The following is a 303-nucleotide window of genomic DNA, read 5'->3' on the forward strand; positions in this document are numbered from 1 at the left end:
AGCAAGGACGACCGCGGCATCGTGACGGTCGAGACCCGCGGCCTCAACCAGGACGGCACCCTGGTCTGCATCTACCGACGCAAGGTCATGGTCCCCAAACGGTCCTACGGCGAGGCGCGCGGGGGCGAGCAGCCTGGCCGGCCCGCACACCGGGAAGCGGGCTGACATGGCGGAGTCGCCTACCGGTCGACCTCCAAGGACCGATCAGGCCCGGCCCACGGGGTATGAGCGTGACCGGCCGTGGATCGTGCGGACCTACGCGGGTCATTCGAGTCCGGCGGAGAGTAACGCGCTGTATCGGCG

General features: G+C 69.6%; 1 pseudogene. It reads left to right on the forward strand.

The annotated features are described in order from the left end of the window. Positions 1-165, forward strand: a pseudogene (locus tag MXD62_RS08270) (MaoC family dehydratase); the annotation flags it as partial. Between the last annotated feature and the right edge of the window lie 138 nt (positions 166-303).

The sequence above is a fragment of the Frankia sp. Mgl5 genome (assembly GCF_023242985.1).
GTDB lineage: Bacteria > Actinomycetota > Actinomycetes > Frankiales > Frankiaceae > Parafrankia > Parafrankia soli.